This window comes from Kitasatospora sp. NPDC089797, assembly GCF_040684795.1.
GTDB lineage: Bacteria > Actinomycetota > Actinomycetes > Streptomycetales > Streptomycetaceae > Kitasatospora.
The window spans coordinates 128,631-150,458 of the sequence record NZ_JBFBGS010000009.1 but is presented as its reverse complement, the minus strand read 5'-3'; the positions used below and the strand labels follow the sequence as shown (position 1 = coordinate 150,458).

Here is a 21,828-nt window from a genome sequence, read left to right as displayed (position 1 = left end):
TTGCCGTGGACGGTGGTACTGTGCGCGCTTCATTGATCCAACTCGCGGTCTCGGACGCCGAGCCGCCCGCCGAGCGGCGGGCCAGGGTCGCGGCGCTGGTCCGGGCGCAGCAGGGCGCCGATCTGGTGGTGCTGCCGGAGCTGTGGCCGCTCGGCGGCTTCGCCTACGACCTCTGGTCGGACGGCGCCGAGACGTTGGACGGGCCCACCTCGGACGCGATGGCCTCGGCCGCCCGTGCCGCCGGGGTCTGGTTGCACGCCGGTTCGATCGTCGAACGCGACCCGGACGGACCGATCTACAACACCTCGATGCTGTTCGCGCCGGACGGCGAGCTGGTGCACACCTACCGCAAGATCCACCGCTTCGGGTTCGACAGCGGTGAGGCGGTGGTGATGGGCGCCGGGCAGGAGATCGTCACCGCGCCCACCGAGTTCGGCACCCTGGGCCTGGCCACCTGCTACGACCTGCGCTTCCCGGAGCTGTTCCGGGCGCTGCTGGACGCCGGGTCCCAACTGCTGGTGGTCCCGGCGGCCTGGCCGGCCAAGCGGCGCGAGCACTGGACGCTGCTGGCCCGGGCCCGGGCGGTGGAGGAGCAGGCCTTCGTGCTGGCCTGCAACACCGCCGGGACGCACGCCGGGGTCGAGCAGGCCGGGTACAGCATCGTGGTGGACCCGTGGGGCCGGGTGCTGGCCGAGGCGGGGGCGGACGAGGAGGTGCTGACCGTCGAGTTCGACCCGGCCGAGGTGGGCCGGGCGCGGGAGGACTTCCCGGTGCTGCGGGACCGCCTGCTGGGCATTCCGGCGCCCGTCCAGCGGTAGCGGGGGCTTCTTCGGAGGGTTGGTTCGTACCTACGCCGGGCCGGTTTGAGAAGATGAGCACTCGTCGTGTTCCCTGCCGCTGGTCGGCCGGTCCGTCGCGGGTCGGTTCGGCGGCCCGCCCGAGGAGGTCGCGCGCATGTCCGGCACCGGCGCCGGCGACGCCCCCCGCCCCGTCATCCACCGCAACAGCCTGCGCGAGCAGATCGCCGGTGCGCTCCGCGAGGAGATGATGGCCGGCCGGTTGGCGGCCGGCCGCAACTTCACCGTCAAGGAGATCGCCGAGCTCTACGGCGTCTCCGCGACCCCGGCCCGGGAGGCCCTGGTCGACCTGGGCGCGCAGGGGCTGCTGCGGGCCGAGCACCACCGCGGCTTCACCGTGCCGGAGCTGGGGTGGGAGGACTTCCTGGAGATCTTCGAGTCCCGGGTGCTGCTCACCGACAGCTTCTACCGCCAGTTCGCCACCCGCCGGGCGCTGCCCGACCTGACCCGGCTGCCCTCGCTGCACCGCCGGGCCGACGCGGCGGTGCGGGCCGCCCGGGCCGGGAACCTGGACGTGATGGTGGGCTGCGACCGCCGGTTCTGGCAGGAGGTCTCCGCCCTGCTCGGCAACCGCCGGATCGGGCACTACCTGGACTGGCTGCGGGTGCAGTCCTGGATGTTCGCCGCGCCCTACCTGCGCGCGCTGCCCACCCTGGCCGGGGTCTGCTGGGACCGCCACCCCGACCTGGTCGGGGCGATCGGGGACCGCGACCTGGTCGGCGCGCACCGGATCATCTGCGAGTACAACCTGTTCACCGCCCGGCTGCTGGCCGGGCTGGCCGGGCAGCCGCTGGAGTCGGTGACGGTGCTCGGGCTGCTCACCGAGTCCGCCGCCGGGGAGCCGCTGCCGGTCCCGGTCGAGCCGCCGCCGGGCCCGTCGGCCCCGGTCCGGCCGACCGCCGGAGCGGGCCCCGGGGCCGTGCCGGAGTCCGGCTCCGGACCGGAGCCCGGGGCGGCGCCCGGAACCGCTGCGGCGGCCCGTTCGGCACGGCCCGGGCGGGGCGACGAGGTCGGCCGGGAGCTGGGCCGTGAACTGGGCCTCGGCCTCGGTCTGGTGCCGCAACCGCGCTTCGTGCCGCACACCAGGTTCGGCCGGCGGCTGTCCGAACCGCCCCCCGAGACCCCGCAGGGGCGGCCCGATCCGCACCCGGCTCCGGGCCGGTAGGGTGGCGGGCGTCGAACCCGGGGCCCGCACGGACCGTCCGGGTACCGACCCCACCCCCCGTCGTCGTCCCGCCCCGCGGGCGATCCCGCCGTCCGGAGAGGAACTGCCGGCCATGGCCTGCGACCTCTGGCTCGTCCCGTTGGTGGACGTGCTGAGCCACAGCCCCGACAACCCCTTCCGGGACGACCTCGCGCTCTACAACGCGGTGCTGACCTCGCGCGGCCTGCCCGAGGTGCCGGTCTACCACTTCGTCCCCGGGCTGAGCGGGGCGGTCGAGCCGATAGCCGCGTTCGACTACGACTCGCTGCACTTCCTGCGCCGCGCCTACCTGTTGGGCCTCACCGGCCTGGACATCACCCCGGTGGACGCGCTCGGCGGCGACTACGAGCAGCTGCTGGAGATGTTCGAGAGCAGCGCCGAACAGTCCCACCTGGTCTGGCACTTCGACCACGCCGGGGCGTACGTGCCGATCGAGTTCCCGGCCCCGCTGGTGGACGACACGCTGCTCGCCTCCGGCGGTCCGCTCGGCTCCAGCCACGGGCTGCTGCGCGAACTGCAGGCCGTGGCACCGGCCCTGGGCCTCGATCCGGCCAACCCGCCGGCCCCGACCCGGCCGCTCGGCCCGACCGGCCTGGAGCAGCCGTTCGGGCCGCCGATCGACGACCTGCACCCCTTCGCCCGCGAGCGGCACGCCTGGTCGGGCCTGTACGCGGCGGCGACCCGGAGCCTGCAGCAGGGCTCGATGATCGTCTTCGCGTAGCGCCCGGGCCCCGTCCGGCCGCTGTCGCGCCGCCGTCCCGCCGAGGCCGTTCCCACGGCGGCAGTCCTACCGCAGCGGCCCCTCCGGCGGCCGCTGACGCGGCATGGTCGGCCTGGTCCCGGGCGGCGGCAGCACCCGCACCTGGGCGCCCACCCCGGGCTCGGTGCGCCCGCCCCAGGTCCCCGCGGACTGGGTGGGCAGCTGGGTCATCGACGCGCGGAACTCCAGCATCCACTCCGAGGTCTCGGTGCGGACCATGTCCGAGACGTCCTCGCAGAACCGGCGCAGCACCCCGAGACAGCGCTCGGCGGCCTCGCCCGCGGTGCCCTCGGTCGGGCCGAGCACCTCGCGCACGCACTCCGACGCCCAGTCGAACTGGAAGGCCTCCAGCCGTCGTTGCAGCGCCTGCGCGGTGGAGACGTCCCGCATCCAGCCGGAGGTGAGCCCGAAGGCCCGGTCGGTGCCGTAGCAGGCGGCGGAGAGTGCGAGGCCGACGTAGCCCCAACTGGTGCCGTGGGCGAGGGTGCCGGTGAGGTCCACCAGCGGGGCGGTCACCCCGCCGACCGCGAAGCCGGCCGAGCCGAAGCGCAGCAGGCGCGCCCAGCGGCGCTTCCAGATCCGGTCCCGGCGGTACCACTCGATCGCCTCGACCGCCCGCTCCTCGGACCAGCGGTAGAGCTCCTCCAGCCGCTCGGCGGGCTCGCCCCAGTCCCCGAGCGGGAACTGGCGCGCGCTCAGGTCGGTCCGGCGGCGGGTGGAGGCCCGCCGGGCCACGGCTGCGGCGGGCTGGTCCTCCTCACCGATCTCCTTGCCCCAGGCACTCTCCTCGGGCTGCATTTCCGGCTGGCTCACCTGTGGGGCTCCCTGTGGCGGGCGGGCGGCTGGGTCTGTCGGCGCCTCGGCTGACACGACGTCTGCCGGTGGTTGTCCAACAGCACTTCTTACCGCCAAATGGCTGACCGCGGGGCGCTTCCCCCGTGATCGTTACCGGTTTCGGCCACCGGAACCCGAGGTGGGGCGGTTGCGGCGGGCGGCGAGATTTCACCCGTCCGAGCGAGGGCCCGGTGACCCGCCGTCCTGACCCGGGCACCCGCCGCACATCCGGCCCGGTCCGGCTTGGAGGAACCTCCGATGTCGTCGGCGTACGGAGCGCTCCGACTGGAGGATCGGACGGGACCGGAGAGCGGCCGGAACAGGCCACCGACTACGCTGCCTGGCGTGAAGGTCCTCGTCATCGGCGGCGGCGCCCGCGAACACGCCCTGTGCCGCTCCTTGTCCCAAGATCCCTCCGTGACCGAGTTGCACTGTGCCCCGGGCAACGCCGGGATCGCCCAGGTGGCGACGGTCCACCCGGTCGACCAGCTGGACGGCGGCCAGGTGGTCGACCAGGCCGCGAAGCTCGGTGCCGACCTGGTCGTCGTCGGCCCGGAGGCCCCGCTGGTGGCCGGCGTCGCCGACGCCGTGCGCGCGGCCGGCATCCCGGTCTTCGGCCCGTCCGGCGCGGCCGCGCAACTGGAAGGCTCCAAGGCCTTCGCCAAGGACGTGATGGCCGGCGCCGGCGTGCCCACCGCCCGCTCCTACGTCTGCACCACGGCCGAGGAGGCCGCCGAGGCGCTGGACGCCTTCGGCGCCCCGTACGTGGTCAAGGACGACGGCCTGGCGGCCGGCAAGGGCGTCGTGGTCACCTCCGACCGCGCCGCCGCGCTGGCCCACGCCGCCTCCTGCGACCGCGTGGTCATCGAGGAGTATCTGGACGGCCCCGAGGTCTCGCTGTTCGCGATCACCGACGGCACCACCGTGCTGCCGCTCCAGCCCGCGCAGGACTTCAAGCGCGCGCTGGACGGCGACGAGGGCCCCAACACCGGCGGCATGGGCGCCTACTCGCCGCTGCCCTGGGCCCCGGCCGGGCTGGTCCAGGAGGTGCTGGACACCGTCCTGCAGCCGACCGTGGACGAGCTGCGCCGCCGCGGCACCGAGTTCTCCGGCCTGCTGTACGCGGGCCTGGCGCTCACCTCGCGCGGCACCCGGGTGATCGAGTTCAACGCCCGCTTCGGGGACCCGGAGACCCAGGTCGTGCTGGCCCGGCTGCGCACCCCGCTGGCCGGCGTGCTGCTCGCCTCCGCCACCGGCACCCTGGACCAGCTGGAGCCGCTGCGCTGGGACGAGGGGGCGGCCGTCACCGTGGTCGTCGCCTCCGAGGGCTACCCGGCCGCGCCGCGCACCGGCGACCCGATCGAGGGCCTGGCCGAGGCCGAGGCGGACGGCACCGCGTACGTGCTGCACGCCGGCACGGCGGCGGACGGGGACGGCCGGGTGCTCAGTGCCGGCGGCCGCGTCCTGTCCGTCACCGCGACCGGCGCCGACCTGGCCGAGGCGCGCGACCGCGCGTACGCGGCCGTGGACCGGATCTCCCTCAAGGGCGGCCAGCACCGCACCGACATCGCGCTGAAGGCGGCCACCGCCTGAGGCACCCGTGCCCCCGCGGCCCCCGTGCGAACCGCTCGCACGGGGGCCGCACCGCGTCCGGCGGCCCGCACGGGGCGGGCGGGCCCGGAGAGGCTGCGGGGGCGGCGGAGCGACTCCCGGGGGGCCGGAGCAGCGGCCGGGGCACCGGAACGATCCGCAGCGCCCGGGAACAACCCGCAGGGCGCAGCGCCCGCGGCGTTTCCGGGGCGGGGGCGGTTCCCGGCGCCGACGCACCGTTCGGCGGGTGGAATCCAGCCCATCGGGTGATAGCACCCGCATCCGGCTGACGTAACCGGGCGCCCGGCCTTATGGTGCGCTGGATCGCCGTGCGACGGTGCCGTGCGCCGGGGTCGCCGCCGGGTAGCGGCGCGCCCGCGGGGGGATGCTGGACGGCGATCGGCCGGGTGACCGCCCGGTGCTTCGCACCGGACCGGTCGCGGGCGCCGACGGCGTCACCGAACGACCCGTGGCGTCACCGGAACAACCGGGCGGTGTCACCGGGACGAGTGGAAACCGGGCCGATCCGGAACACCCGCCCGGACCGGGGCGTCGAAAATGCCAGTAGCGCCACACAGCATGAACTACCGGGGATCGGACGCCTCCGCTTCCCGGTCGGAACTGATCGTTTCGAGTCGGCTCAGGGCCCGTCGCGGGCGCCCGAGGGCTCCGAAGGGGGTGCCGCACCGTATGGCCGTCGACACCGCGCGCGCTCATGCCCAAGCGGTCCTGCGGATCCGGGGCCTCGCTCTGGCCGCCGCCGTCCTGCCCGCCGCCGTCGCGGTGGTCCTGCTCGCGGGCCGGTTCACCGGCCGGATCGGGGCCCCGGGCTCCTCCGACGGGGCCGGCTGGGACATCGCCCGCTGGGTGGTCTGCGCGGTCGCCGCGCTGACCCTGCTGGTGGCCTGGCTGACCGCCCGCGCCCTGCGCCGGGCCGTCCCGCCGCGGACCCCCGCCGTCCCGGTCGAGCGGGCCGGGGCTCCCGAGCTGTACCGGCTGATCGACGAACTGGCCGACCGGCTGGACGTCCCCGCCCCCTCGGCGGTGGCCCTCACCCCGGACTGCGACAGCTGGCTGGAGGACGTCCCCCCGGCCCGGCGCCCCGGTTCGCGGCGGCCGCACCACCCGCCGACCGCACCGGTGCTGGTGATCGGCTCGCCCTTCCTCTGGTGGATGCGGGCGGGCGAACTGCGCGCCCTGCTCGCCCCCGTGGTGGCCGGCACCGCCGCCTCCGCCGACCCGGAGATCGCCGCCGCCCGCCGCTTCCTGCGCAGCCTGGACGCCTGCCTGGACTCCGGTGCGGGCACCGCGCCCGGCCTCGGCGGCGGCACCCTGGCGGCGCCGCCCGCCCCGCCCCGGCGCGGCCCGGCCGGGCTCGCCGACCGGATCACCCGGCGGATCACCCGCCGGTTGCTGGGCGCCTGCCGCGGCCACTCCGCCGAACTGGAACGCTCCGTCGCGGGCTGGGCCTCCGAACAGGCCCGGACGGTCGACTACGGCCTGCGGATCGCCGCCCAGGAGCAGGTCGGCCTGGCCTACGCCGGCTGGGACCGGCTGCTCACCCGGGTCGCGCTGCCCGCCTGGCGGCTCGGCCGCCACCCCGCGCACCTGAACGCCGGCGTGGTCTCCGCGCTCACCGAGCTGTCCCGCCGGGACCGGCTGGCCGACGGCTACGGCAGCCGGCTCGGCGACCGCCCCGCCTGCGACCTGCTGGAGGAGCCCGGCGCGGTGGACCGGGCGGTCTCCCGGCTCGCCGCCGAGCTGTTCTTCGGCCGCCCGGCCGCCGGTGCCTGGCACGAGCTGGAGTGGGCCGACTACCCGGCCGAGGTGGTGGACGCCGGCTGGCGGGCCCGCGCCGCCGCGCTGCAGGCCGCGCTGGACCGGCCGGCCCCGCAGGCCCGCCCCGGCGCCCCGACCCTGACCCGGCTGCTGGTCCGGCTGGCCGAGGGCGACGGCGAGCAGCTGGCCGCCGCGCTGGCCGCCCAACTGGCCCGCACCACCACCCCGGCCCCGCTGCTGGAGCCCGACCGCACCGGCCGGGACCTGCTGGTCGACCACGTCACCGCGATGGTCTGCTGCGCCGCGGTGGACACCGCCGGGGGCACCCCGGGGCTGGACTGGCTGGACGGCCCGGTGCTGCTGCTCGGCGGCGTCCGCCGCACCGACCTGGCCGCCCCGGTCGCCCAGGCGGTGGAGCAGGCGCAGGACGGCCCGCTGCGGGCCTGGCTGGACGCCGCCGACGTCCGGCTGGAGAAGCCCGTCCGGCTCTGACCTCCTGGTCCGGACGCCCCGGGCCGGACGCCCCGCCGTTGCGCTCCGGACACTCGCGGCGCTGCCGTCCCGGGCGGCGCTCGGCTCCCCGCACGCGCCCCCTGACATCCGGGCCGTCGGTCGTCTCCGCAGGCCGGAGGCGCCGTCCCGGAGGCCCGCGAGATTCCCGACACCAATTGCTACCGTGGGGTGACGGAGCGCCAGCACTGTGTGGTGTATTAGACCGCACGCACATCCGGGGGGCACGTGCCAGCCGGACGGAAGTGCACCTGGGAGGGGCGCGTGGGGACCGAACTCAACCGCCGCTGGGAGTCGGGCACGCACGCCTACAGCGTCTCCGACCCCTTCGGGCAGGGCCCGCTGCCCTGGCTGCGCAGCCCGGACCAGTACCTGGCCGGGGCGGAGGGCGACGTGCCCTGGTACGTCTCGGTGGACGCGCCCGGCCAGCAGCCGCTGGCGGCGGGCGTGCGGTGCAAGCCGCCGGTCGGCACCCCGCAGAGCTCCAACGACGTGGACCAGCAGATCAAGGGCTTCGCCTCGGCCGGGGTGATCCGCCCCGGCGGCTCGGTGGACTTCCGGGTCACCGTCAACCCGCCCCGCGAGTTCACCGTGAGCGTCTACCGGATCGGCCACTACGGGGGCGACGGCGCGCGCCACATGACGGACAGTCCGCTGGTGGCCGGCCTCGCCCAGCCCGCCCCGCTGGTGGTCGACCGGACGGTCTCCTGCCACCACTGGTGGCACTCCTGGCGGTTGCAGATCCCGACGCACTGGAAGCCCGGCGCGTACGTCGCCGTGCTGACCACCGCGGACATGCTGCACCGCAGTCACATCCCGTTCACCGTCAGGGACTTCGTCGACCAGGGGCGCCGGGCCGAGCTGCTCCTGGTGCTCCCGGACGTGACCTGGCAGGCGTACAACCTGTTCCCCGAGGACGGCCGCACCGGCGCCAGCCTCTACCACGCCTGGGACGGCCGGGGCGGGTTGGTCGGCGAGCCCGAGGCCGCCGTCACGGTCTCCTTCGACCGCCCGCACGCCACCGCCGGACTGCCGCTGCACGTCGGCCACGCCTACGACTTCATCCGCTGGGCCGAGCGCTACGGCTACGACCTCTCCTACGCCACCGCCACCGACCTGCACGCCGGCCTGGTGGACCCGTCCGAGCACCGCGCGCTGGTCTTCCCGGGCCACGACGAGTACTGGTCCGAACCGATGCGCCGGGCCGCCGAGCGGGCCCGGGACGGCGGCACCTCGCTGGTCTTCCTGTCCGCCAACACCATGTACTGGCGGGTCGAGTTGACCGCCGCCGCCTCCGGCGAACCGCACCGGCTGCTGAACTGCCGCAAGCGGCAGAAGGCCGGCCCGGGCAGTCCGGCCACCGGGGTGCCGGGCGCGGCCAGCGCGCTCTGGCGGGACGCCGGCGAGCCCGAGCAGCACCTGCTCGGCGTGCAGTACTCGGGCCGGGTCGCCGCGCCCGTCCCGCTGGTCGCCCGGCACACCGCGCACTGGCTCTGGGACGGCACCGGACTGCAGGAGGGGGACGAACTGCCCGGGCTGGTCGCCGGGGAGGCCGACCGGTACTACCCCAAGGTGGCGCTGCCCGAGCACACCGAGCGGGTGCTGCTGGCCCACTCGCCGTACCGGGATCCGGCCGGCCGCACCCGCTACCAGGAGACCTCGCTGTACCGGGCGCCCAGCGGTGCGTACGTCTTCGCGGCCGGCACCTTCGCCTGGTCGCCCGCCCTCGGCCGTCCCGGGCTCACCGACGAGCGGATCCAGCGGGCCACCGCCAATCTGCTGGACCGCCTCTGCAAGAACTGAGTCCGGGCCGCGCGGGAACGGGCCCCGGCTCCCCGGGGACCGGCCCGGGGCGGGCGTGAAAGACTGCGGGGGCAGTGACCTCCCCTTTCGTGGTGCCCCACGCCCGCGAACGACCCCTGAGGACTGAACACCTTGAGCGGATTTGTCACCAAGCCCGAGCCGATCCAGGTACCCGGCCTGGTCCACCTGCACACCGGCAAGGTGCGCGACCTGTACCGCACCGGATCGGGCGAGCTGGTGATGGTGGCCAGCGACCGGATGTCCGCCCACGACTGGGTGCTGCCGAACGAGATCCCGGACAAGGGCCGGGTGCTCACCCAGCTCTCGCTGTGGTGGTTCGAGCGGATCGCCGACATCGTCCCCAACCACGTGATCTCCACCGAGGTCCCGGCCGGTGCCCCCGCCGACTGGAAGGGCCGCACGCTGGTCTGCAAGAGCCTGGACATGATCCCGGTCGAGGCGGTCGCCCGCGGCTACCTGGCCGGCTCCGGCCTCACCGAGTACCAGGAGAGCCGCACGGTCTGCGGCATCGCCCTGCCGGAGGGCCTGGAGAACAGCTCCGAGCTGCCCGCCCCGATCTACACCCCGGCCCTCAAGGCCGAGGTCGGCGAGCACGACGAGAACGTCCCGTACGAGGAGACCGCCCGCCGGATCGGCGCCGAGCTGGCCAACCAGGTCCGGCGCACCACCCTGGACGTCTACGCCCGGGCCCGGGACATCGCCCGCGACCGCGGCATCATCCTGGCCGACACCAAGTTCGAGTTCGGCCTGCTGGACGGCGAGCTGATCATCGGCGACGAGGTGCTCACCCCGGACTCCTCCCGCTACTGGCCGGCCGACGAGTACCGGGCGGGCCGCTCGCAGTCCTCCTTCGACAAGCAGCTGATCCGCGACTGGCTGGTCTCCCCGGCCTCCGGCTGGGACCGCCACGGCGAGCAGCCGCCGCCGGAGCTGCCGGCCGAGGTGGTCGAGCGGACCCGGGCCAAGTACATCGAGGTCTACGAGCGGCTGACCGGCACCAGCTGGGCCTGAGCCGCCGCCGCCCGCGGGTACGGCGTCAGATCCAGCCGTGCTCGCGGGCGATCCGCACCGCCGCGTGCCGGTTCTCCGCGCCCAGCTTGGTGGCGGCCGAGGACAGGTAGTTGCGCACGGTGCCCTGGGACAGCCCGGCCCGATCGGCGATCTCCGCGATCGGGGTGCCGTCCGCGGCCAGCTCCAGGACGTCGGTCTCGCGCGGGGTCAGCGGGGTCTCCCCGGCGCTGATCGCGTCCGCCGCCAGTTCCGGGTCCACGTACCGGCCGCCGGAGCGCACGGTGCGGATGATCCCGGCCAGGTCGGCCGCCGAGACGGTCTTCGGCAGGAAGCCGCGCACCCCGACCTCCAGCGCCCGCTTGAGGTAGCCCGGGCGGCCGTGGCCGGTGACGATCATGCAGCGGCAGTCCGGCAGCAGCCCGCGCAGCTCGGTGGCCACCTCGATGCCGTCCTTGCCCGGCATCTGGAGGTCCAGCACCGCGATGTCCGGCCGGTGGGTCCGGGCCATCGCCAGCGCCTCCGGGCCGGAGCCGGCCTGGGCGACCACCTCGATGTCGTCCTCCAGCGAGAGCAGCGCGGCCAGCGCGCCGCGGATCAGGTGCTCGTCGTCGGCGAGCAGCACGCGGACGGGCGCGGTGTTCTCGGTCATCGGGGGTCCTCTTCTCAGCCCGGCAGCGGGACGGTGGCGAGCATCCGGAAGGTACCGGGTGCGGGGGGCGGGACGGCCAGCTCGCCGTCGTGGGCGGCCAGCCGCTCGCGCAGGCCGCGCAGCCCGGTGCCGCCGCCCTGGGAGGGGAGCGGCGCGGCGGGCACCCCGTCGTTCTCCAGCTCCAGCACCACCCGGCCCGGCTCCCGGCGCAGCCGGATCAGGCAGCGGGCGGCCTCGCTGTGCCGCAGCACGTTGGTGGTGGCCTCCCGGATCACCCAGCCGAGCACCGACTGCACGGGCCGCGGCAGGTCGTCGGCGTCCTCGCCGAGGTCGATCTCGCAGGCGATGTCGGCGGAGCGCAGCACGGCCCGGGCGCCGATCGCCTCGGCGTGCAGGTCGGCGGTGCGGTAGCCGCGGATGACGTCCCGGACCTCGCGCTGCGACTCCTGGGCGATCTTCTGCACCTCGGCCATCTGCTCGGCGGCCTCCGGGCGTCCGCGCTTGGCGAGCTGGACGGCGAGTTCGCTCTTCAGCGCGATGGTGGTGAGGTTGCGGCCCATCACGTCGTGCAGGTCGCGGGAGAACCGCAGCCGTTCCTCGGCGACGGCCAGCCGGGACTGCGCCTCCCGGGCGGCGTCCAGCTCCCAGACGATCGCGGTGATCCAGGCGAAGCTGCGGCAGCTGGCCCCGAGGAAGGCCATCCCGCCCGCCATCACCGTCAGGAATCCGGCCGCCGTGGCCGGGCTGATCCCGGCCGGCACCATCGCCGGGACGACCGCCAGCACCATGCCGAGCCCGACGGGTGCGGACCAGCGCGGGGCCAGTCCCACGCACACCGGGCTGAAACCGAAGACCAGCAGGTAGCCGGCGACGAGTGCGGTGAACGGGAGCTGCACCGGCGTCGCCGTCATGTCGCCGGCCGGTCCCATCAGCAGGACCGTCCAGCAACCGGCCACCACCAGGGCGACGGTGAGGGCGATCCAGCGCCGGTGGTCGGTGGGGCGCCGCAGGTAGTGGTCGAAGGTCACCCGGAAGGTCCGCAGCAGCACCAGGGTGGTGGCGAGGCCGATCAGGAGGGACACCCGGACCGCGGGGCCGTGCCCGGTCGGGCCGGCACCGCCGCCGACCGCGAACAGCACCCCGGGCAGCAGGAACAGGGCCATCAGGTAGAGGCACCAGCGGAGGTAGAACTCGGTGCGCTGAGGCTTGCTCAGCCGTCGCCAGCCGCCGAGCGGTGACCGCATCCTCAACTCTTCCGCCCCCCGTTCGGCCACGATCAGTGCTCCGCCTTCATACCAGAGGCCGTCCGGGGTGGGTCTTCCGGAGTCCGCCCCGGTCAGCGGCGCGGCTCCCAGCGGAAGTAGCGCACCGCGCCCCAGACCGCCAGACCCAGCCAGATGGACCCGGTGACCAGGTGCGGGGCGGCCGCGCCCCAGCTGCCGAGGAAGTCGGTCGGGGCGGCCGAGCCGTCGGTGCCGAACCAGCCGACCCGGATCAGCTGGAAGGCCGGGGTGGTCGGCAGCAGTCGGCAGACGTCGGCCAGCTGCGCTGGCATGACCTCCAGCGGGACGAACAGGCCGGAGCCGAACTGCATGACCAGCAGGACCGGCAGGGTGGTGATGCCCGCGCTCTCGACGGTCCTGGTGAAGGCGCTGGACAGCGCGGCCAGCGCGATCATGGTGGCCAGTGCCAGCAGCAGGCCGAGCAGCATCAGCAGCGGGTTCACCGGCACCGCCAGGTGCAGGCCGAGGCTGCCGCCGACGCCGATCAGGGCGGCCATGGACAGCCCGAGGGTGAGCGAGGGGACGGCGGTGCCGAGCAGGATCTCCAGGTCCCGGGCCTCGCCGGTGCGCAGCCGCTTGAGCACCAGTTCGCCGCGCCGCCCGACGTACGAGGCGGTCAGGTTGTAGTAGACGACGAAGGCCAGGACCATCCCGACCGACCCGTAGACCAGCATCGAGTGGACGTCCAGCCCGGGGTTGGTGTCGGCCTGCTGCTTGAGCACGCCGTGGAGGCTGCCGATCAGCACCACGGGCAGCAGCACGGCGGTGAAGAGCGCGGTGCGGTTGCGCAGCAGCAGGGTGGCCTCGGCGCGGCCGAGGGCGAGCAGGCGGCGGGCGGTGGTGCTCTGCGGGCCGGTGGTGGTGGAACCCTTGACGGGGGCGGCGGTGGTCATCGGGCGGATCCGATCAGGCGGCGGCGGGCGGGACGGACGGGGGCCCGGGGCGGGGCCTGGTGGGCGGCCTCGGCGGCGATGGCGAGGAAGGCCTCCTCCAGCGAGGCGCTGCGGGCGTCCAGGGCGCCGAGCGCGATCCCGTGGTGGCGGGCCCAGCCGAGCAGGTCGGTGAGGGTGTCCTGGAGGCCGGTGCTCTGCACGGTGACCTTGCGGCCGTCGACGGTGAACTCGGCCCCCGCCAGGACGGGCAGCGGGGCCCCGGCGAACTCGGGCAGTTCGAAGGTGATCCGGGAGGGCCGGCCGGCGATCACCTCGGCGACGGTGCCGGTGGTGACGATCCGGCCGCCGTGCATGATGGCCAGCCGGTCGGCGAGCTCCTCGGCCTCCTCCAGGTAGTGGGTGGTGAGCAGCACCGTGGTGCCCTGGGCGCGCAGTTCGCGGACCAGTCGCCAGACGGCGGCGCGCGCCTCCGGGTCGAGGCCGGTGCTGGGCTCGTCCAGGAACAGCACCTCGGGGCGGCCGAGCAGGGCCATCGCGAGGTCGAGCCGGCGCCGTTCGCCGCCGGACAGCTGCTTGACCCGGACGTCGGCGCGGTGGCCGAGCCCGACCAGGTCCAGCGCCTCGGCGACCGGGCGGGCGCCGCTGGTCAGCCCGGCCCAGGCGCGGCCGGTCTCGGCGGCGGTGAGCTCGCCGGGGAAGCCGCCCTCCTGGAGCATGATGCCGATCCGCGGGCGGACGGCGGCGCGCTCCCGGTGGGGGTCGTGGCCGAGCACCCGGACGCTGCCGGCGCCGGGCGCGGCCAGGCCCTCGATGACCTCCATGGTGGAGGTCTTGCCGGCGCCGTTGGTGCCCAGCAGGGCGAACAGCTCGCCGCGGCCGACGGTGAGGTCGACACCGCGGACGGCCTGGTACTCGGTGGCACCGGTGCCGTAGTGGCGGTGCAGGTCGGTGACCTCGATCACGTGGTCGCCGGGGCGGGCGGGCTGGCTCGTTTCCATGTCCCCAAGCCTTCCGCCGCCGGGGCGGTCCGGGCAGTGCGCGCCGTCATCAACGGGCGGTGCGGATCCACGGGTCGGCGATGACAAATGTCATGGGGGGAATGGGCGGGAATGGCGGGGAAGTCACCGGAATACGCAGAAGGCCCCCTCGATCGAGGGGGCCTTCGTACTGGAGCGGACGACGAGATTCGAACTCGCGACCCTCACCTTGGCAAGGTGATGCTCTACCAACTGAGCTACGTCCGCATGGTCAAACTATTGAGTTGTACGGTGCTCGCGCACTGCGAGCGGACGACGAGATTCGAACTCGCGACCCTCACCTTGGCAAGGTGATGCTCTACCAACTGAGCTACGTCCGCATGGTGCTTGATGAGGCACCCGCCGCCTCTTGGGATCTCCCGTTGCGGCGACGAGGAATACTCTACAGCATCGTTCGGGGTGGTCGCCCCACCCTTTCGGTCCAGGCGGGCGGGGCGACCGGGGCACTGCCCCGACGGGATCAGTTCGCCTCGGCGAACGCCTCGTACACGTGCTTGGGGATGCGGCCGCGGGCCGGAAGTTCCATGCCGCGGGACAGGGCCCAGGCGCGCACGGCGGCCGGGTCCGGAGTGAGTGCGGTGCGGCGGAAGGACTTTCCGGTGCGGCTCTGGCGACGGCCGGCGGCGACGAACGGAGCGAGGGCCTCCCGCAGCTTTTCCGCGTTGTCCACGGACAGGTCGATCTCGTACGACTTCCCGTCGACGCCGAAGTGGACGGTTTCCGCGGCGGCGCCGCCGTCCAGGTCGTCGGAGAGCGTGACAACTACACGCTGAGCCATGGGTGTCAATCCTCTCGGGCAATTCGGCAGCCGGTTCGCGGAGTGCGAAGGGCGGCCTGATGTGCACCACGTCGCGCAAGCGCACACGGGCAGGCCTGGTGGCCTGCCGGATACGCGGCACTTACCGCGACAGGTGGCCCTATTCTGCACCCGAAGGGGGTCGAAATCGAAGAGTCCGGCATTCTTTTCCGGATATTCACGAGTCTTCGTGTGACTGTCGGATACCCGAGTGCGGGACGGGAGGATCCGTCCCCAAGTGCCGTATTCGGGTGTTCTTCGGGCATCCCCGTTCGGGGCCCCGAATCCCGGGAAACGGACCGGCCCGGGCGGGGGGTCGGGGGGCCGGATCCCTTGTGGCGTAAGGGTCCTGGGTCTACGCGCGTCACCCGCCCCGGCCAGCAATCCTCCCCCGAACGGCCGGTAGTCTGGAGTTCCCCCGCCTCACCGAAGACACCACCGGGAGTGCCAGTGGCACGCGTCGTAGTCGACGTCATGCTCAAGCCGGAGATCCTCGACCCCCAGGGACAGGCGGTGCAGCGTGCACTGCCCCGTCTCGGATTCACCGGGATCGCCGACGTCCGCCAGGGCAAGCGTTTCGAGCTGGAGCTGGAGGGTCCGGTCGATGACGCCGCGCTCGCCCGTATCCGCGAAGCCGCCGAGACCTTTCTCGCCAACACCGTGATCGAGGACTTCACCGTCCGGGTCGAGGAGACCGAGGTTTCGGCCTCCTCCGTCGCCGGGGGCGTGAAGTGACCACCCGCGTAGGCGTCGTCACTTTCCCTGGATCCCTCGACGACCGCGACGCCCAGCGCGCGGTCCGCCTGGCCGGCGCGGAGCCGGTCGCCCTCTGGCACCGTGACAAGGATCTCCACCAGGTCGACGCCGTCGTCCTGCCCGGCGGATTCAGTTACGGCGACTATCTGCGCTGCGGCGCGATCTCCCGGTTCTCGCCGGTCATGGAGACCGTCATCGAGCAGGCGCGGCTCGGAATGCCGGTGCTGGGTATCTGCAACGGCTTCCAGGTGCTCTGCGAATCGCACCTGCTGCCGGGCGCGCTCACCCGGAACGACTCGCTGCACTTCATCTGCCGCGACCAGAAGCTGCGGATCGAGAACGCGGACACCGCCTGGACCGGGGATTACTCGGTCGGCCAGGAAATCGTCGTCCCGCTGAAGAACGGCGAGGGCCGCTTCGTCGCCGACGCGCACGTCCTGGACGAGCTGGAGGCGGAGGGCCGGGTCGTGGCCCGTTACCTCGACGTCAACCCGAACGGTTCGTACCGCGACATCGCCGGCATCAGCAACGCCGCCGGCAATGTCGTCGGCCTGATGCCGCACCCGGAGCACGCCGTGGAGCCGCTCACCGGTCCGAGCACCGAGGGCCTGGGCTTCTTCACTTCCGTCCTGAAGCAGCTGGTGAACGCCTGATGAGCCTCGACACCGTCAAGAACGCCGAGCAGACCCCGGACGCGGCCCAGCCCTGGGCCGAACTCGGCCTCAAGGAGGACGAGTACGCGCGCATCCGGGAGATTCTCGGCCGCCGCCCGACCGGCGCCGAACTCGCGATGTACTCGGTCATGTGGTCCGAGCACTGTTCGTACAAGAGCAGCAAGGTCCACCTGAAGCAGTTCGGCGAGAAGAAGCCCGATTCGGACGCGATGCTCGTCGGCATCGGCGAGAACGCCGGCGTGGTCGACGTCGGCCAGGGCTACGCGGTGACCTTCAAGGTCGAGTCGCACAACCACCCGTCGTACATCGAGCCCTACCAGGGCGCGGCCACCGGCATCGGCGGCATCGTGCGCGACATCCTGGCGATGGGCGCCCGCCCGGTCGCCGTGATGGACCCGCTGCGCTTCGGTGCGGCCGACCACCCGGACACCCGTCGGGTGCTGCCCGGGATCGTCGCGGGCATCGGCGGCTACGGCAACTGCCTGGGCCTGCCGAACATCGGCGGCGAGGTCGTCTTCGACTCCTGCTACCAGGGCAACCCGCTGGTCAACGCGCTGTGCGTGGGCGTCATGAAGCACGAGGACATCCACCTCGCGCAGGCCTCCGGGGCCGGCAACAAGGTCATCCTGTACGGCGCCCGCACCGGCGGTGACGGCATCGGCGGCGTCTCGGTGCTGGCCTCCGAGACCTTCGACGACACCAAGCCGGCCAAGCGCCCGGCCGTCCAGGTCGGCGACCCGTTCCAGGAGAAGCTCCTGATCGAGTGCACCCTGGAGATCTTCCGGGAGAAGCTCGTCAAGGGCATCCAGGACCTCGGTGGCGCCGGTCTGTCCTGCGCCACCAGCGAGCTGGCCTCGGCCGGGTCCGGCGGCATGCGGATCGACCTGGACACCGTGCACCTGCGCGACCACACGCTCTCGCCGGAGGAGATCCTCATGAGCGAGTCGCAGGAGCGCATGTGCGCGATCGTCGAGCCCGACAAGGTCGCCCGCTTCCTGGAGATCTGCGAGAAGTGGGACGTCATCGCCAACGTCATCGGCGAGGTGACCGACGGCGAGCGCCTGGAGATCTTCTGGCACGGCGAGCTCGTGGTGGACGTGCCCCCGCGCACCGTCGCCCACGACGGCCCGGTCTACCAGCGCCCGTACGCCCGTCCGAGCTGGCAGGACGCGCTCCAGGCCGACGCCCCCACTGCCGAGCGGCTGGCCCGCCCGACCACCGGCGAGGGCCTCAAGGCCGACCTGCTGAAGGTCGCGAGCCACCCGAACCAGGCCTCCAAGTCCTGGATCACGGACCAGTACGACCGCTACGTGCTCGGCAACACCGTGCTCTCGCACGGCGAGGACTCGGGCATGATCCGGATCGACGACGAGACCAACCTCGGCGTCTCGGTCGCCACCGACGGCAACGGCCGCTACGCCAAGCTGGACCCGTACACCGGCGCCCAGCTGGCCCTGGTCGAGGCCTACCGCAACGTCGCGGCCGGCGGCGCCAAGCCGCTCGCCGTCTCCGACTGCCTCAACTTCGGTTCCCCCGAGGATCCGGATGTGATGTGGCAGTTCGCCGAGGCGACCCGCGGTCTGGCCGACGCCTGCCTGGTGCTCGGCACCCCGGTCACCGGCGGCAACGTCTCGCTGTACAACCAGACCGGCGAGGTCGCCATCCACCCGACCCCGGTGGTCGCGGTGCTCGGCGTCATCGACGACGTCACCCGGCGCACCCCGGTCGCCTTCGCCGAGGAGGGGCAGCTGCTCTACCTGCTCGGCGACACGGCGGACGAGCTCGGCGGCTCGGCCTGGTCGCAGGTCGTCCACGACCACCTCGGCGGCCTGCCGCCCGTGGTGGACCTGGAGCGTGAGCGGCTGCTCGGCGACATCCTGATCGCCGCCTCGCGCGACGGCATGATCGACGCCGCGCACGACCTCTCCGACGGCGGTCTCGGCCAGGCGCTCGTGGAGAGCTGCCTCAAGGGCGGCCACGGCGCGCGGATCGTCGTGCCCGAGGGCACCGACCCGTTCGTCCTGCTGTTCTCGGAGTCGGCCGGCCGCGCCGTCGTGGCGGTGCCGCGCAGCGAGGAGCTCCGCTTCAACGACATGTGCACCGCGCGTGGCCTGCCGGCCGCCCGGATCGGTGTCGTGGACGGCGACAGCATCGACGTCCAGGGGCAGTTCAGCGTCACGCTGGCCGAGCTGAAGGACGCCCACACCGGCGTCATCGAGGCCCTGCTCGCCTGATCCCGCTACCCGAGGGGCGGACGGTTCCGGTGAACCGTCCGCCCCTCGGCGTATGTTGGGCCCCATGCCTGCCAAGTCCCGTACGTACCAGCCGCAGAAGGTCCGCGCCGCGCTGGCCGCCCAGACCGGGGCGCTGCGCGCCGCCGTGGCGGGCCTCACCGACGCGCAGCTGGACCTGCCGACCAGGCTGGGGGAGTGGAGCGTCCGGGAGCTGCTGGCGCACCTGGCCGTCCAGTTGGACTTCGTTCCCGCGCACCTGGACGATCCGCTGCAGGGGCGTCCGCCGCTCGGCCTGCCGGGCTGGGTGGCCGCGGTCGGCACGGTGGCGCCGCTGTTGGACGAGCAGGCCCGGGAGCGGTCCGCAGCGGACTTCGCCGGGGACGCGGCCGCGGTGGCGGCGGCCTTCGGGCGGGCCGCCGACGCGCTGACCGGGCTGCTGGAGCGGCCCGAAGCCGCCGACTCGGTGCGGCGGTTCGAGATCCGGCTCGGCTCGATGACGCTCGCCGACCTGTTGGTCACCCGGCTGGTGGAGACGGTGGTGCACGCCGACGACCTGGCCGCCGCCCTCGGCCCGGAGGCCTTCCCGCACGACCGGCAGGCCGTCGCCGCCGTCACCCGGCTGCTGGCGGACGCCTTCGCCGAGCAGGTGCCCGGCGGCGCGGTCGAGCTGCGGGTCCCGCCGTACGCGGTGGTCCAGGCCGTACCGGGCCCCAAGCACACCCGGGGCACCCCGCCGAACGTGGTCGAGACCGACCCGCTGACCTGGATCCGGCTGGCCACCGGCCGGCTCCCCTGGGCGGCGGCGGTGGCGGACCACGGGGTGTCCGCCTCGGGGGAGCGCAGCGACCTGGGGGAGTACCTGCCGGTCCTGGGCTGAGTGCCTCAGTGGACCTGCCCGGCCAGGGACTCGGCGGCCTTGCGCAGCGGTTCGCCGGCGAGTTCCCCGTTCACGACCGGGCTGTCGGGGGCCTCGGAGAGCAGCAGCATCAGGTCGCCCTCGCCCTTGAGCGCGATCCGGGCGACCGCGACGGTGCCCCCGTCCGAGGCGAGCGCGGTCCGACCGACGGCGGGCCGGTTCTGGGCGAACCGGGTCAGCTGGTCCACACTGAGCCGCCCGTTGCGCTGGATCAGCGGCAGCGCCAGGCTGACCGCGGCGTCGTTCCTCGAGCTGGCCAGCAGGTCGACCTCGACGGTGGATCCGCCGAGGCGGTAGGAGCAGGTGATGTCGGCGCTCGGGGGAGTGGCGGGCATCTCGGTCATCGTCGGCGGATGGGTGACCCCGGACGGCCAGGGCGCGGCCGGGACGCCGTCGCCCGCGTTGCCCGTGACGGAGCGTCCGTCCGTCACGGCCGGGGTGACGGTGCCGCCGATCCCGGCGACGGCCGCGGCCTTCGCGAGGTCGAGGCCGAACGGGCAGTCGGTGGACTTGTTCCTGACCAGGTCCAGGGCGGTCGACCGGACGCGGTCGTAGCTGAGTCCGGTGCCGGTGGTGGTGCCGATGGAAGGTGCGGACGAGCAGGCGGCGGCGCCGAGGGAGATTCCGGCGGCGGCGAACACGGCGGTGAGCCTTCGGCGTTGGGCGGCGGTCATGCTCGCAGGGTAGGCGGCCGCGGTGCCGGGGGTTCGCCGGTCAGGTCTCAACTCCGTTGCGGTACAGAGCTACGGGACGGCCGGGCCGCTCAGGTAGGTGCCGTCCGCCGTGTACGGCCAGGCGTTCGGGGTGCAGCCCTTGAGGCCGTAGATCTGCTGCATCATCGCGGGCGCCGGCTTGCCCGGGCCGGGGCAGGTCTCGTGGCCGTGGCCGATCCGGTGGCCGACCTCGTGGTTGACGATGAGCGCCCGGTAGTCGTCCAACGGGCCGCTGAACTGGGGTGAACCGGTGTTCCAGCGTTTGGAGTTGACGAGCACCTGGTTGCCGACGTTGCAGTTCACCTCGCCGTGGGTGTCCAGGCCGGAGGCGCCGCAGATCTTGTCCACGGTGGCGGGCGAGGCGATCTTCACGGTGAAGTCGTAGGAGCCGCCGGCGACCAGCTGGAAGCCGTTCCTGCGGTCGTTGGTCCAGCCGCGGCGGTCGCCGAGGATGCCGTGGATCTGTGCGGCGGCGGCCGGGGCGTCGATGCCGATGCCGTCCTCGACCTCCACCCGGTAGCGGCGTACGGTGCCGCGGCCCACCGGCTTGGCGCTGGCGGGGGCGATGCTGAAGGTGCCCGTGCCCTTGGCGGGGCCGGGGTCGGGCCCGGTGGGGGTGGCGGACGCCGTCGGGGTCGGGGTGGGCGTGGGGGTGGGCGCGGGGGTCCCGGTCGGCGTCGCCTCCGGTGACGGGGCGGCCGGTGGCTCGGCGGGCGGGGCGATCCGGGCCTGGGCGGCCGGGGCGGGCCGGTCCGGGGTGTCGGTCAGCACGAGGACCGCGGCGCCCAGGACCGCCAGGGCGGCCAGCAGTGCCGTGAGCATGCCAGGGCCGATCCGGCGGCGTGCTCGGCGGCGGCGTCGGCGGCCGCTGCGGGCCTTCCCGGGCGGGTCGGTCCGTCTGCGGGCGGGTCTTGCGGCGGGCACGGCGACACCTTGGCATGCGAACGGGTGAATGTCTACATACGTGGTATGCAGACATCGGTTCGACCGCCGCCCCCGGCGGAGCCCGCCGATCACGACCGGGGCGGTTGACCCCTGCGTCGCGGATGGCAGACTGCACTGCATGGCGATTCACAGGAATCTTCTCGACGGCCCCGAACCGACTCTCCTTCCGGAGGACGAGCAGCCCTACCGGATGCTGGCGGAGGAGTCGGCCTCACCGACCCAGGTGGTCGCCGAGTTCCCGGCCTTCTGCCTAGGCTGGGCCATGCTCGCCGACGACGCCTTCGCGGCCGGCCGCCCCGTCGAGTCCTACGCCTACGCCCGGACCGGCTACCACCGCGGCCTGGACGCGCTGCGCCGCGCCGGCTGGAAGGGCCACGGGCCGGTGCCGTGGGAGCACCGCGGCAACCGCGGCTTCCTGCGCTGCCTGGCGGCGCTCGCCCGGGCGGCCGGCGCGATCAAGGAGACCGAGGAGGAGGCCCGCTGCTGGCAGTTCCTGAAGGACAGCAGCGCGGAGGCGTACACCGAGCTCAAGCCGTCGTCCGTGCTGTAGGGACGGGCTGCGG

The 21,828-nt window shown here is 73.9% G+C and carries 20 protein-coding genes and 2 tRNA genes; 12 read left to right on the top strand and 10 right to left on the bottom strand.

Annotation, left to right across the window (positions count from 1 at the left end; genetic code table 11):
* Nucleotides 1-20 precede the first annotated feature (20 nt).
* From AB0O91_RS09680 to AB0O91_RS09670, 3 genes are all read left to right on the top strand, one after another.
* Entirely contained in the window at nt 21-818 is a 798-nt protein-coding gene (locus AB0O91_RS09680) for a carbon-nitrogen family hydrolase (protein WP_363429723.1), read from the top strand.
* 136 nt (nt 819-954) lie between these two features.
* Nucleotides 955-2,022, top strand: coding sequence for a GntR family transcriptional regulator (locus AB0O91_RS09675; protein ID WP_363429721.1), 1,068 nt, complete (start codon nt 955-957; stop codon nt 2,020-2,022).
* A gap of 112 nt (nt 2,023-2,134) precedes the next feature.
* Nucleotides 2,135-2,782: a hypothetical protein gene (locus AB0O91_RS09670; protein WP_363429719.1), complete on the top strand. Its 648-nt coding sequence runs from the start codon at nt 2,135-2,137 to the stop codon at nt 2,780-2,782.
* 66 nt (nt 2,783-2,848) lie between these two features.
* On the opposite strand, the gene AB0O91_RS09665 is transcribed toward AB0O91_RS09670, so the two are convergent.
* Nucleotides 2,849-3,634, bottom strand: a complete 786-nt coding sequence (locus tag AB0O91_RS09665) for an SLATT domain-containing protein (RefSeq protein ID WP_363429717.1) — start codon at nt 3,632-3,634, stop codon at nt 2,849-2,851.
* Nucleotides 3,635-4,000: 366 nt separating this feature from the next.
* Here AB0O91_RS09665 and purD point away from each other — a divergent pair, with 366 nt between their 5' ends.
* The 4 genes from purD to AB0O91_RS09645 all read left to right on the top strand — a co-directional run bounded on the left by purD (nt 4,001) and on the right by AB0O91_RS09645 (nt 10,369).
* Nucleotides 4,001-5,248, top strand: a complete 1,248-nt coding sequence (purD, locus tag AB0O91_RS09660; RefSeq protein ID WP_363429715.1) for a phosphoribosylamine--glycine ligase — start codon at nt 4,001-4,003, stop codon at nt 5,246-5,248.
* 687 nt (nt 5,249-5,935) lie between these two features.
* Nucleotides 5,936-7,516, top strand: a complete 1,581-nt coding sequence (locus tag AB0O91_RS09655; RefSeq protein WP_363429713.1) for a hypothetical protein — start codon at nt 5,936-5,938, stop codon at nt 7,514-7,516.
* A 282-nt stretch (nt 7,517-7,798) separates the two neighbouring features.
* Nucleotides 7,799-9,337, top strand: coding sequence for a N,N-dimethylformamidase beta subunit family domain-containing protein (locus AB0O91_RS09650; RefSeq protein ID WP_363429711.1), 1,539 nt, complete (start codon nt 7,799-7,801; stop codon nt 9,335-9,337).
* A 132-nt stretch (nt 9,338-9,469) separates the two neighbouring features.
* Nucleotides 9,470-10,369 carry a phosphoribosylaminoimidazolesuccinocarboxamide synthase gene (locus AB0O91_RS09645; protein ID WP_363429709.1) on the top strand — a complete coding sequence of 300 codons (900 nt, stop codon included), beginning with the start codon at nt 9,470-9,472 and terminating at the stop codon, nt 10,367-10,369.
* Nucleotides 10,370-10,394: 25 nt separating this feature from the next.
* On the opposite strand, the gene AB0O91_RS09640 is transcribed toward AB0O91_RS09645, so the two are convergent.
* From AB0O91_RS09640 to AB0O91_RS09610, 7 genes are all read right to left on the bottom strand, one after another.
* Complete coding sequence (locus AB0O91_RS09640) at nt 10,395-11,018, bottom strand: response regulator transcription factor (RefSeq protein WP_363429707.1); 624 nt, start codon at nt 11,016-11,018, stop codon at nt 10,395-10,397.
* A 14-nt stretch (nt 11,019-11,032) separates the two neighbouring features.
* The gene (locus tag AB0O91_RS09635) at nt 11,033-12,262 is read right to left on the bottom strand and encodes a histidine kinase (RefSeq protein ID WP_363429705.1); all 1,230 of its coding nucleotides are present in this window, start codon (nt 12,260-12,262) and stop codon (nt 11,033-11,035) included.
* 92 nt (nt 12,263-12,354) lie between these two features.
* A complete protein-coding gene (locus AB0O91_RS09630; protein WP_363429703.1) occupies nt 12,355-13,194 on the bottom strand; it encodes an ABC transporter permease in 840 nt (279 codons plus the stop codon).
* Nucleotides 13,191-14,192, bottom strand: a complete 1,002-nt coding sequence (locus tag AB0O91_RS09625; RefSeq protein ID WP_363429701.1) for an ABC transporter ATP-binding protein — start codon at nt 14,190-14,192, stop codon at nt 13,191-13,193. The genes AB0O91_RS09630 and AB0O91_RS09625 overlap by 4 nt, the downstream gene beginning before the upstream one ends.
* Nucleotides 14,193-14,362: 170 nt before the next feature.
* Nucleotides 14,363-14,438, bottom strand: a tRNA-Gly gene (locus AB0O91_RS09620).
* Between the two features lie 40 nt (nt 14,439-14,478).
* A tRNA-Gly gene (locus tag AB0O91_RS09615) sits at nt 14,479-14,551 on the bottom strand.
* A gap of 140 nt (nt 14,552-14,691) precedes the next feature.
* Nucleotides 14,692-15,009 (bottom strand): Lsr2 family protein, encoded by a 318-nt coding sequence (locus tag AB0O91_RS09610; RefSeq protein ID WP_030056585.1) that lies wholly within the window; start codon nt 15,007-15,009, stop codon nt 14,692-14,694.
* A 468-nt stretch (nt 15,010-15,477) separates the two neighbouring features.
* Between AB0O91_RS09610 and purS the strand changes: the two genes are divergently transcribed.
* The 4 genes from purS (at nt 15,478) to AB0O91_RS09590 (ending at nt 19,568) form a co-directional block, all read left to right on the top strand.
* Nucleotides 15,478-15,762: a phosphoribosylformylglycinamidine synthase subunit PurS gene (gene purS, locus AB0O91_RS09605; RefSeq protein WP_363429699.1), complete on the top strand. Its 285-nt coding sequence runs from the start codon at nt 15,478-15,480 to the stop codon at nt 15,760-15,762.
* Nucleotides 15,759-16,436, top strand: coding sequence for a phosphoribosylformylglycinamidine synthase subunit PurQ (gene purQ, locus AB0O91_RS09600; RefSeq protein WP_363429697.1), 678 nt, complete (start codon nt 15,759-15,761; stop codon nt 16,434-16,436). The genes purS and purQ overlap by 4 nt, the downstream gene beginning before the upstream one ends.
* The gene (gene purL / locus AB0O91_RS09595; RefSeq protein ID WP_363429694.1) at nt 16,436-18,691 is read left to right on the top strand and encodes a phosphoribosylformylglycinamidine synthase subunit PurL; all 2,256 of its coding nucleotides are present in this window, start codon (nt 16,436-16,438) and stop codon (nt 18,689-18,691) included. The genes purQ and purL overlap by 1 nt, the downstream gene beginning before the upstream one ends.
* Before the next feature lie 64 nt (nt 18,692-18,755).
* Nucleotides 18,756-19,568: a sterol carrier family protein gene (locus AB0O91_RS09590; protein WP_363429692.1), complete on the top strand. Its 813-nt coding sequence runs from the start codon at nt 18,756-18,758 to the stop codon at nt 19,566-19,568.
* Nucleotides 19,569-19,573: 5 nt separating this feature from the next.
* Here the strand turns inward: AB0O91_RS09590 and AB0O91_RS09585 are convergent, their stop codons facing one another.
* Together AB0O91_RS09585 and AB0O91_RS09580 are read right to left on the bottom strand one after the other, a co-directional pair.
* The gene (locus AB0O91_RS09585; RefSeq protein WP_363429690.1) at nt 19,574-20,281 is read right to left on the bottom strand and encodes a hypothetical protein; all 708 of its coding nucleotides are present in this window, start codon (nt 20,279-20,281) and stop codon (nt 19,574-19,576) included.
* A gap of 69 nt (nt 20,282-20,350) precedes the next feature.
* The gene (locus AB0O91_RS09580) at nt 20,351-21,142 is read right to left on the bottom strand and encodes a DUF3152 domain-containing protein (RefSeq protein ID WP_363429688.1); all 792 of its coding nucleotides are present in this window, start codon (nt 21,140-21,142) and stop codon (nt 20,351-20,353) included.
* 241 nt (nt 21,143-21,383) lie between these two features.
* Here AB0O91_RS09580 and AB0O91_RS09575 point away from each other — a divergent pair, with 241 nt between their 5' ends.
* Nucleotides 21,384-21,815, top strand: coding sequence for a DUF3151 domain-containing protein (locus tag AB0O91_RS09575; protein ID WP_363429686.1), 432 nt, complete (start codon nt 21,384-21,386; stop codon nt 21,813-21,815).
* Nucleotides 21,816-21,828 lie beyond the last annotated feature (13 nt).

What these genes read in the sequence shown, in the direction of transcription:
- AB0O91_RS09590 (WP_363429692.1), top strand. Translation starts at nt 18,756, where the DNA reads ATGCCTGCCAAGTCCCGTACGTACCAGCCGCAGAAGGTCCGCGCCGCG.
- AB0O91_RS09630 (WP_363429703.1), bottom strand. Translation starts at nt 13,194, where the DNA reads ATGACCACCGCCGCCCCCGTCAAGGGTTCCACCACCACCGGCCCGCAG.
- purL (WP_363429694.1), top strand. Translation starts at nt 16,436, where the DNA reads ATGAGCCTCGACACCGTCAAGAACGCCGAGCAGACCCCGGACGCGGCC.
- AB0O91_RS09610 (WP_030056585.1), bottom strand. Translation starts at nt 15,009, where the DNA reads ATGGCTCAGCGTGTAGTTGTCACGCTCTCCGACGACCTGGACGGCGGC.
- AB0O91_RS09585 (WP_363429690.1), bottom strand. Translation starts at nt 20,281, where the DNA reads ATGACCGCCGCCCAACGCCGAAGGCTCACCGCCGTGTTCGCCGCCGCC.
- AB0O91_RS09625 (WP_363429701.1), bottom strand. Translation starts at nt 14,192, where the DNA reads ATGGAAACGAGCCAGCCCGCCCGCCCCGGCGACCACGTGATCGAGGTC.
- AB0O91_RS09655 (WP_363429713.1), top strand. Translation starts at nt 5,936, where the DNA reads ATGGCCGTCGACACCGCGCGCGCTCATGCCCAAGCGGTCCTGCGGATC.
- AB0O91_RS09670 (WP_363429719.1), top strand. Translation starts at nt 2,135, where the DNA reads ATGGCCTGCGACCTCTGGCTCGTCCCGTTGGTGGACGTGCTGAGCCAC.
- AB0O91_RS09580 (WP_363429688.1), bottom strand. Translation starts at nt 21,142, where the DNA reads ATGCTCACGGCACTGCTGGCCGCCCTGGCGGTCCTGGGCGCCGCGGTC.
- AB0O91_RS09675 (WP_363429721.1), top strand. Translation starts at nt 955, where the DNA reads ATGTCCGGCACCGGCGCCGGCGACGCCCCCCGCCCCGTCATCCACCGC.
- AB0O91_RS09575 (WP_363429686.1), top strand. Translation starts at nt 21,384, where the DNA reads ATGGCGATTCACAGGAATCTTCTCGACGGCCCCGAACCGACTCTCCTT.
- AB0O91_RS09635 (WP_363429705.1), bottom strand. Translation starts at nt 12,262, where the DNA reads ATGCGGTCACCGCTCGGCGGCTGGCGACGGCTGAGCAAGCCTCAGCGC.
- AB0O91_RS09640 (WP_363429707.1), bottom strand. Translation starts at nt 11,018, where the DNA reads ATGACCGAGAACACCGCGCCCGTCCGCGTGCTGCTCGCCGACGACGAG.